Consider the following 6539-nt stretch of genomic DNA (forward strand, 5'->3'; position numbering starts at 1 on the left):
GCGAGGGTCATCGATTCGTCGAAGAGATCCGGCACCCATGGGGACTTGTACCCATGGGCGACGCGCCCGCCCACCGCTAGCATTGCTGCAATCCATCAGGAGAATGCGGGGCACCATGGCGTTGTACGGAGCCGACATCGGCGAGCTGCGCCAACTCGCGCGCAGCCTCGACTCCGCGTCGAGCCAGTTGCGGAGCATCACGTCGACGCTGGGCTCGGTCATCCAGATCCAGGCATGGCACGGCCGAGACGCTGACATGTTCCGCTCCGATTGGGGCGGCACACACGAACCCCTGCTGCAACGAACTCTCTCCGAGCTGTCACGGGCATCCCAGGTTCTCATCGCCAATGCGCTCGAGCAGGAACAGACGAGCTCCGTGACCGACGGCGCCGCAGGCACCGGAACGGGTGGGCCCGGTTCCGGCGCACCTGGCGGTGCCGCCGACCCCGCTGCACAGCAGGACGCTGACACTCTGACGGAGCTTCTCGCTGGAATGACGCCGGCCGAACGAGCCGCATATCTGAAGAGCGACGAGTTCACACAGTGGGCCGCGGAGCATCCCGAGGGCGCGAAGCTCGCGCTCGACGCGGCGGCCGACAGCGGCGTGATACCGGTGAACAACAAGGCCTACGCCGACTTTCTCAGCGACTACTGGAATAACAAGGCGATGGAAGAGATGGGCATCGACCCGTCGACCTGGGACACCTCGAAGGGCACCGAATACAACTGGCAGACCATCAAGAGCGTCTACGACTTCTATGGAAAGCAGTTCCTCGACAACCCCGACCTGCAGTGGGCGGGAATGGCGAACATGATCGGTCCGTCGTTCGCCGGCGGATTCCAAGACATGGCGGCGATGCGCGATATCGCCCAGGCGATCTTGAACAACCCCGTCTCCGACCTTCCGTTGCCGTATCTCGACCAGCTCGAGATCGTCGCGAAGATGTCCGACTCCGAGCTTGCCTTCTACGAGAAGAGCATGCTCGACATGAACAAGGAGATCTTTCTCGACCAGGCCCGCCAGCACATGGCCTACGAGAACGGTGGACTCGCTGAGGTTCAGCGCCTGGCCGACTCGGGTGCCATCACCCAGACGACCGCCGATGCCTGGGCGAAGATCGACTCGGGTGACCCGGCTCAGGTGGCGGCCGGCAACACCATGCTGCTGCAGCGCGAACAGAACGACATCATCGCCGACGACTACAACTCCATGCGTGCGCACCCGCTCACCGGTGAGGCCGTCACCTTCCTGGTGACGTTGGCCGGAGAGCCTTCCATTCCCGGGGCGCTCAGCTACCCGGAGGTGTTCCCGTACAAGTTCACCATCGAGTCCCCCGGTACCGAGAACATCCCGTTCACCAACGTCGACAACCCCCTGCAATTCAGTACTGAGTTCACCACGAACTTTCCCGACGGCAACATCGCCGATGCAGACCAGCGGTGGGCGCTCATCTCCAAAGACACGCTGCCCGCATACCAGGAGCTGCTTCGGGACAATCCCGACCTCGCCCGCGAGATCATCGCGTCGGACTTCAACGACCGCACCGATGCGGCCAGGCCGACCAGCAACATCCCAGAGATTCTGCAGCGTCTGCTCACGCCCCACCCACCCGAGTTCTCTCAGTGACCGACCATCCGCCTACGCGCCGCGCTCGCTTGCGGCGGCCCATCGCATCCATCGCCGTAGCCGTTGCGATCGTGTCGCTCACCGCCTGCGGCATCCGCATTCCACCCATCGACCCGACCTCCGACTCCGACAAGGGAAACCCCGTGACCGGTACAGAACTCTCCACCCTCGACGCAGATGGCATCGCCCGCATTCTCGACTCGAAGAAGGCGCGCTTCGATATGAGTGCGGGCACGATCGACAAGTCGGTTCTCGGTCTGCCTGCCGATGAGTACGCCCCAGACGTGCAGTCGCGCGATGGGCTCATCAGCGTCGAGATCATGGGACCGGAGGGAACCGTCGAGGCCGAGACGGATCGCATCCGGTTCTTCACGACGGATGCCCAACCCGACGTCGACCGCATCACCTACTTTCTCGTCGCGAATTCGACGGACGCGTTCTTCGCGCTTCTGCGCGACGCCTCGGATTCGTATGGTCTCGATCGCGCGGCCGTCGAGGACTGGATCGACTCGGTGGCCACCGACGCGGATGGAGTGAGCGACTTCTCGTTCGCCCCGGGCACCAAGGTCGGGCTCAACGTGAACTACGACGTGCGCTACGACGAATCGGCCGCGGTGCAGGTTGCGATCGTCGATGTCTACCCGCTGAACTAGCGTGCTGCGGTTGCCCTGATCAGCATCTATTCGGGCGACTTTGGCCCCTAGGCTGTGGGTCATGACCCTGCCAGTGATTCGCATGCGGCATCGCGACATCGACGAGAAGCATCGCGCATCCACCCCGCTCGAGTTGCTGTTCGACCTCACCTTCGTCGCGGCGGTGCAGGCGGTGGTCACGCAGCTGGCTCACGGCATCGAAGGCAATGACGTCGCCGAAGCGCTGCCGAACTTCTTGATGGTGTTCTTCGCCATCTGGTGGGCCTGGCTGACCTTCACCTGGTTCGCCTCGGCATACGACACCGATGACGTGCCGTACAGGCTGCTCACCATGCTGCAGATGGGCGGGGTCCTCGTGCTCGCCGCGGGCGTGCCCTCCGCGTTCACCGAGGGAGACTTCCTTCTCATCACCGTGGGGTACTTCATCATGCGCATCGCGTTGATCGCGCAGTGGCTGCGCGCCGCCGCGCAAGACCCCGAGGGCAGGGCGACTGCCCTGCGCTATGCCGCGGGGATCGGTTTCGTGCAGGCGATGTGGATCGCTCGCCTGTTCATTGCGGGTGATCTTCCTCTGGCGGGACAGGTCGCTGTCTTCGCGTTCCTCGCGGCGTGCGAGCTGGCCGTGCCGCTGTGGGCCGAACGTCGTGGGTACATCCGCTGGCACCCTCACCACATCGCCGAGCGCTATGGGCTCTTCACGATCATCCTTCTGGGAGAGTCGGTTCTCGCGGCCACGGTCGGCGTGCAGGCCATTGTCACTGCAGGGGATGCCTCGGGCGAGTTCGTTCTGCTGGCCTCGTCGGGTCTCGCGCTGCTCTTCGGCATCTGGTGGGTGTACTACCTCGAGCCCGCGGGCGACGGGCTCGAGAAGCGACGTCGCCGAAGCTTCGTGTGGGGATTCGGGCACTACTTCGTGTTCGCAGCACTCGCGGCGCTCGGCGCCGGACTCGAGGTGGGCGTGCAGTCGCTGAGTCACGAGGCCGAGGTCGATAGCGCGACGGTGGCGTACTCGATCGCCATTCCCGTGGCCGTGTTCCTTGTGGCGATGCAGGTGCTCTATCGGCCGCTGCTCGGATCGGATACCGCGATCCGGCCCTCCAGCAGTCTTGTCGGGGCGGCGGCCGTGCTGGTGATCCCGCTGCTCGCCCCGGCGGTCTCGTTCGGAGTCACCGTGCTGCTCATCACGCTCGTCGTCGCGACGATCATCGTGGTGACCGTGCTGCAACAGCGTTCGCGCGTCGTGAAGGCTATGGATGAGGGGGTGCGTCATGGCGAGTGACGAAGAGGATCAGGATCGCCGCAAGCCCCGGTCGGTCTACGGCGTCGGTGACGAGCCGGATGCGCGATTCTCGCTTGCGAACGAACGCACGGCGCTGGCGTGGATGCGCACGGGCTTGGCCCTGGTCGCCGGCGGGGTGGCGCTGACGACTCTGGCGGGTGTCGCGGATCTTCCCGTTTTCGTCGATGTCATGGCGGCGCTCGTGTGTCTCGGCGGCGGCCTCGTCGCGGTGTCTGCGTTGATCGGGTGGCGTCGCGTCGAGCGGGCCCTGCGGCTCGCGCTGCCGCTACCGGCTCCGCGCATTCTCGTGGGGGTCGGACTGGGCATCGTCGTGCTCGCTCTGGTCTTCTCGGGATACGCGATGTTCGAAGCCCTGCAGCGGTGAGCGTGCCCGAGAGGTCGGCCGATATGCCGGGCCGACCGGCGCGAGACCCGGGACTGCAGCCGGAACGCACCGCGCTCGCCTGGAGGCGCACCGCGATAGCCGCCGCAGGGGTCGCCCTCGTCTGCAGTATCACCGCGGTGCGATCGGGAGCCCTGGCGGTGGCGGCTGTGGCCGTTGTGATCGCGGGCGCGATAGTCGGTCTATCTCTTCTCGGGCCGTTTCACGTTCGGATGGCGGCAGAGGAGGATCGCCCGGCGCCGTGGTCGGCTCTGACGCTGTTGGTCGTGTGCATTTGTGTCGTCTCGGTGCTCGGATGCGCGCTCGCGGTCGGCGGTGCGCTGTCGCGCTGAGCGCATGGTGCGCTCAAGGCGTCTGCTGCACGTGGATTCGAAGCGCGCGTGCAGCGAAGCTTGCGGAGGCTTCGCTGCCGAAACTCCGGTGGAATTCCGGATTCGATTCGTATTGATCGGCCATGCCGAGAACCATCGCTGCGGCTTTCTTCGTGTCGCCGGAGTGCGTCGGTGTGCCAGGGATCGCTGCGAACCACTCGAGGTGCACGCCAGCATGCTCTTGAGCAATGGCGGAATCGGGTTCGTGGCCCTCGTCGTGGAGTTCTCGCCATCGCGCCAGAAGGGATTCCGCGTTGTTCTTCCACTCCCGCTGCTGGCTGATCGACTTGGCGTGCCACCATCGATTCGAGGCGTCGAACGCATCGCGGCCCCAGCGTTGCACGACCTCGGCCTCGTAGGAGTCGTTGAATCCCTGGAGCATGACGTCCATCTGCGGCTCCTGGCCCTCGCGACGCATCGCCAGTGTGTGCTGAACGGCGGCGATGCGGCGGTCGATTGTCTCTCTGTCGGATGCCAGCCGTGCCAGGTGAGTCTCCAGCGCCTCGCGCTCGGCCTCGCTCGTCTCTTCGGAAGCGAGCACGGCGGCGATGTCGGCCAAGGCCATGCCCGCACTTCGGAGAAGGAGGATGCGCTGCAGACGAGCGACCGCGTCGGACCCGTAATAGCGGTAGCCGTTGGAGCCGACCCTGTCGGGATTCAGCAGCTCGATGCGATGGTAGTGACGCAGCGTTCGACCGCTGATACCGGCGCGCTCAGCGAGTTCCTTGACTGTCCATTCCATCGCGCGCCCTTCCTCTCTGTTTCCTCTTCCTCTTCCTCTTCCGTCGACGATCGGGCGTCTTATGACGGCCCGAGACCGAGTCGCGGCAAGGCATGCAGAAGGATATCGGCAGCGGGGGTGTGTACATTCTGGGCTGCAGTACCGCCGGTGGCTTCGAGATACGCGGCGGTCATCCGAACCCCGGCGGCGTAACCGGCGCCAGTCGGTAGGCCGACCGGCGTGCCACCGAGCAGTCGAGCGCTGGCATCGCCAAGCACCCAGCTCACGAAGTCCTGCATCCCCGTCGTGTCGAGTCCCGTCGTGACTTTCGCCAGCACCCGATCGTCTGCGCGAGTCTCGTCTGAGACGAAGTGCGTGTAGCCCGCTTCTGCGTAGAGTTCTGTCGCGAACGTGTCGGCCAGGCCCTCGGCGATGACGTGCTCGCCCACCGTGACGGTGGCCGGGTTCCAGACGACCCCGCCCGGTGAGTAACGCACATTGTGGTGCAGCTCATGGGCAGCGATGGCTTCGAGGCGGCCGAGCACCTGGTCTGTGGGCCAGACGGTGACCGCGATGTACCCGCTGATTCCGCCGAACGCCGACAGCCCCTCTACCTCGGTGATGAAGTGATCACTAGAGGGGTCGCCGAGCACGAGGAGGACGGTGAGGTCGGGTAGCACGATGCCAGGGTTGGCGGCTTCCAGCCGCGCGGATGCAGCGTCGAGTCCCGTTGCTATACGGTTCCATGCGTCGGCTCGCACCAGCGCCTCGACGCCCTCATGCAGCCGGCTCGAGGCGTTCTGCCAGTCGAAGCCGAACATCTGGCGATGCACGCTGGCCATGTCCACTCCCCCAGGCACGAAGTGGTACATCCCCGCCATCGGAGCCCACATCTCCCGCACGAGGTCCGCGCGCTCCTCGGGGTGCGCATCGAGTATTCGCAGCATCATCGGGGCGCTATCGATCACTGAAATGGTCATGACACTCGACCGTAGACATTGACGCTAGGTCAAGGTCAAGGTGGCGTCGTTCGTGTTATCTGTCTGTCATACCCGTCCTCCGTGTCCGTCCTCCGTATCAGTCGGTACTGATTGCCGCGATTGATCGTCTAGAAGGGGCAGCCGGCGAGCTCCTTCTCGGGCACGACTGGCGCAGGCACGGGCGCAGCGGCAGTGGCAGTCGCAGTCGCAGTCGCAGTCGCAGTCGCAGTGGCGGTGGCGATGGCTGTGGCGATGAGTTGTTTCGGTGCGGGTTGCATCCTGCCTTCGGGGCGGGTTGTGTATTGGTAGCCGGCGGGTGATGTGGCGGTGAGGGTGTCGTCTCCGTTCTGCACGATCTGCCACCTCGTGTGGTGTTTCACTTTGTGGTGGCGCTGGCTGAGGGGTGCGAGGTTCTCGGGAATCGTGTTGCCGCCGAAGGCGTGGTCTTCGGTGTGGTCGATGTCGGCCTGTTCCGATGGGACGGTGCATCCGGGGAACACGCATG

General features: G+C 65.0%; 8 protein-coding genes. 5 read left to right on the forward strand and 3 right to left on the reverse strand.

The annotated features are described in order from the left end of the window. Positions 1 to 115: 115 nt before the first annotated feature. From B9Y86_RS16550 to B9Y86_RS16570, 5 genes are all read left to right on the forward strand, one after another. Positions 116 to 1627, forward strand: coding sequence for a WXG100 family type VII secretion target (locus tag B9Y86_RS16550; protein WP_244894814.1), 1512 nt, complete (start codon positions 116 to 118; stop codon positions 1625 to 1627). Next, positions 1624 to 2280, forward strand: a complete 657-nt coding sequence (locus B9Y86_RS16555) for a hypothetical protein (protein ID WP_085488141.1) — start codon at positions 1624 to 1626, stop codon at positions 2278 to 2280. The genes B9Y86_RS16550 and B9Y86_RS16555 overlap by 4 nt, the downstream gene beginning before the upstream one ends. Before the next feature lie 61 nt (positions 2281 to 2341). Further along, positions 2342 to 3559 carry a low temperature requirement protein A gene (locus B9Y86_RS16560; RefSeq protein WP_217809224.1) on the forward strand — a complete coding sequence of 406 codons (1218 nt, stop codon included), beginning with the start codon at positions 2342 to 2344 and terminating at the stop codon, positions 3557 to 3559. Next, positions 3549 to 3944, forward strand: a complete 396-nt coding sequence (locus B9Y86_RS16565; RefSeq protein WP_085488143.1) for a YidH family protein — start codon at positions 3549 to 3551, stop codon at positions 3942 to 3944. Before B9Y86_RS16560 ends, B9Y86_RS16565 begins: the two co-directional genes overlap by 11 nt. Then, complete coding sequence (locus tag B9Y86_RS16570) at positions 3941 to 4294, forward strand: DUF202 domain-containing protein (RefSeq protein ID WP_176223406.1); 354 nt, start codon at positions 3941 to 3943, stop codon at positions 4292 to 4294. The genes B9Y86_RS16565 and B9Y86_RS16570 overlap by 4 nt, the downstream gene beginning before the upstream one ends. A 13-nt stretch (positions 4295 to 4307) precedes the next feature. On the opposite strand, the gene B9Y86_RS16575 is transcribed toward B9Y86_RS16570, so the two are convergent. The 3 genes from B9Y86_RS16575 to B9Y86_RS17635 all read right to left on the reverse strand — a co-directional run. After that, positions 4308 to 5075 carry a MerR family transcriptional regulator gene (locus B9Y86_RS16575; RefSeq protein ID WP_085488145.1) on the reverse strand — a complete coding sequence of 256 codons (768 nt, stop codon included), beginning with the start codon at positions 5073 to 5075 and terminating at the stop codon, positions 4308 to 4310. Positions 5076 to 5134: 59 nt separating this feature from the next. Next, complete coding sequence (locus tag B9Y86_RS16580) at positions 5135 to 6034, reverse strand: DUF2268 domain-containing putative Zn-dependent protease (RefSeq protein ID WP_085488147.1); 900 nt, start codon at positions 6032 to 6034, stop codon at positions 5135 to 5137. Between the two features lie 128 nt (positions 6035 to 6162). Then, positions 6163 to 6539: HNH endonuclease signature motif containing protein (locus B9Y86_RS17635; protein ID WP_176223407.1), on the reverse strand; the 377-nt coding region annotated here is incomplete at its 5' end.

Source organism: Agreia pratensis (genome assembly GCF_900177685.1).
Lineage (GTDB): Bacteria > Actinomycetota > Actinomycetes > Actinomycetales > Microbacteriaceae > Agreia > Agreia pratensis.

Coding starts and splice junctions, on each gene's coding strand:
- B9Y86_RS16550 (WP_244894814.1), top strand. CDS start 116: ATGGCGTTGTACGGAGCCGACATCGGCGAGCTGCGCCAACTCGCGCGC.
- B9Y86_RS16560 (WP_217809224.1), top strand. CDS start 2,342: ATGACCCTGCCAGTGATTCGCATGCGGCATCGCGACATCGACGAGAAG.
- B9Y86_RS16565 (WP_085488143.1), top strand. CDS start 3,549: ATGGCGAGTGACGAAGAGGATCAGGATCGCCGCAAGCCCCGGTCGGTC.
- B9Y86_RS16575 (WP_085488145.1), bottom strand. CDS start 5,075: ATGGAATGGACAGTCAAGGAACTCGCTGAGCGCGCCGGTATCAGCGGT.
- B9Y86_RS16580 (WP_085488147.1), bottom strand. CDS start 6,034: ATGACCATTTCAGTGATCGATAGCGCCCCGATGATGCTGCGAATACTC.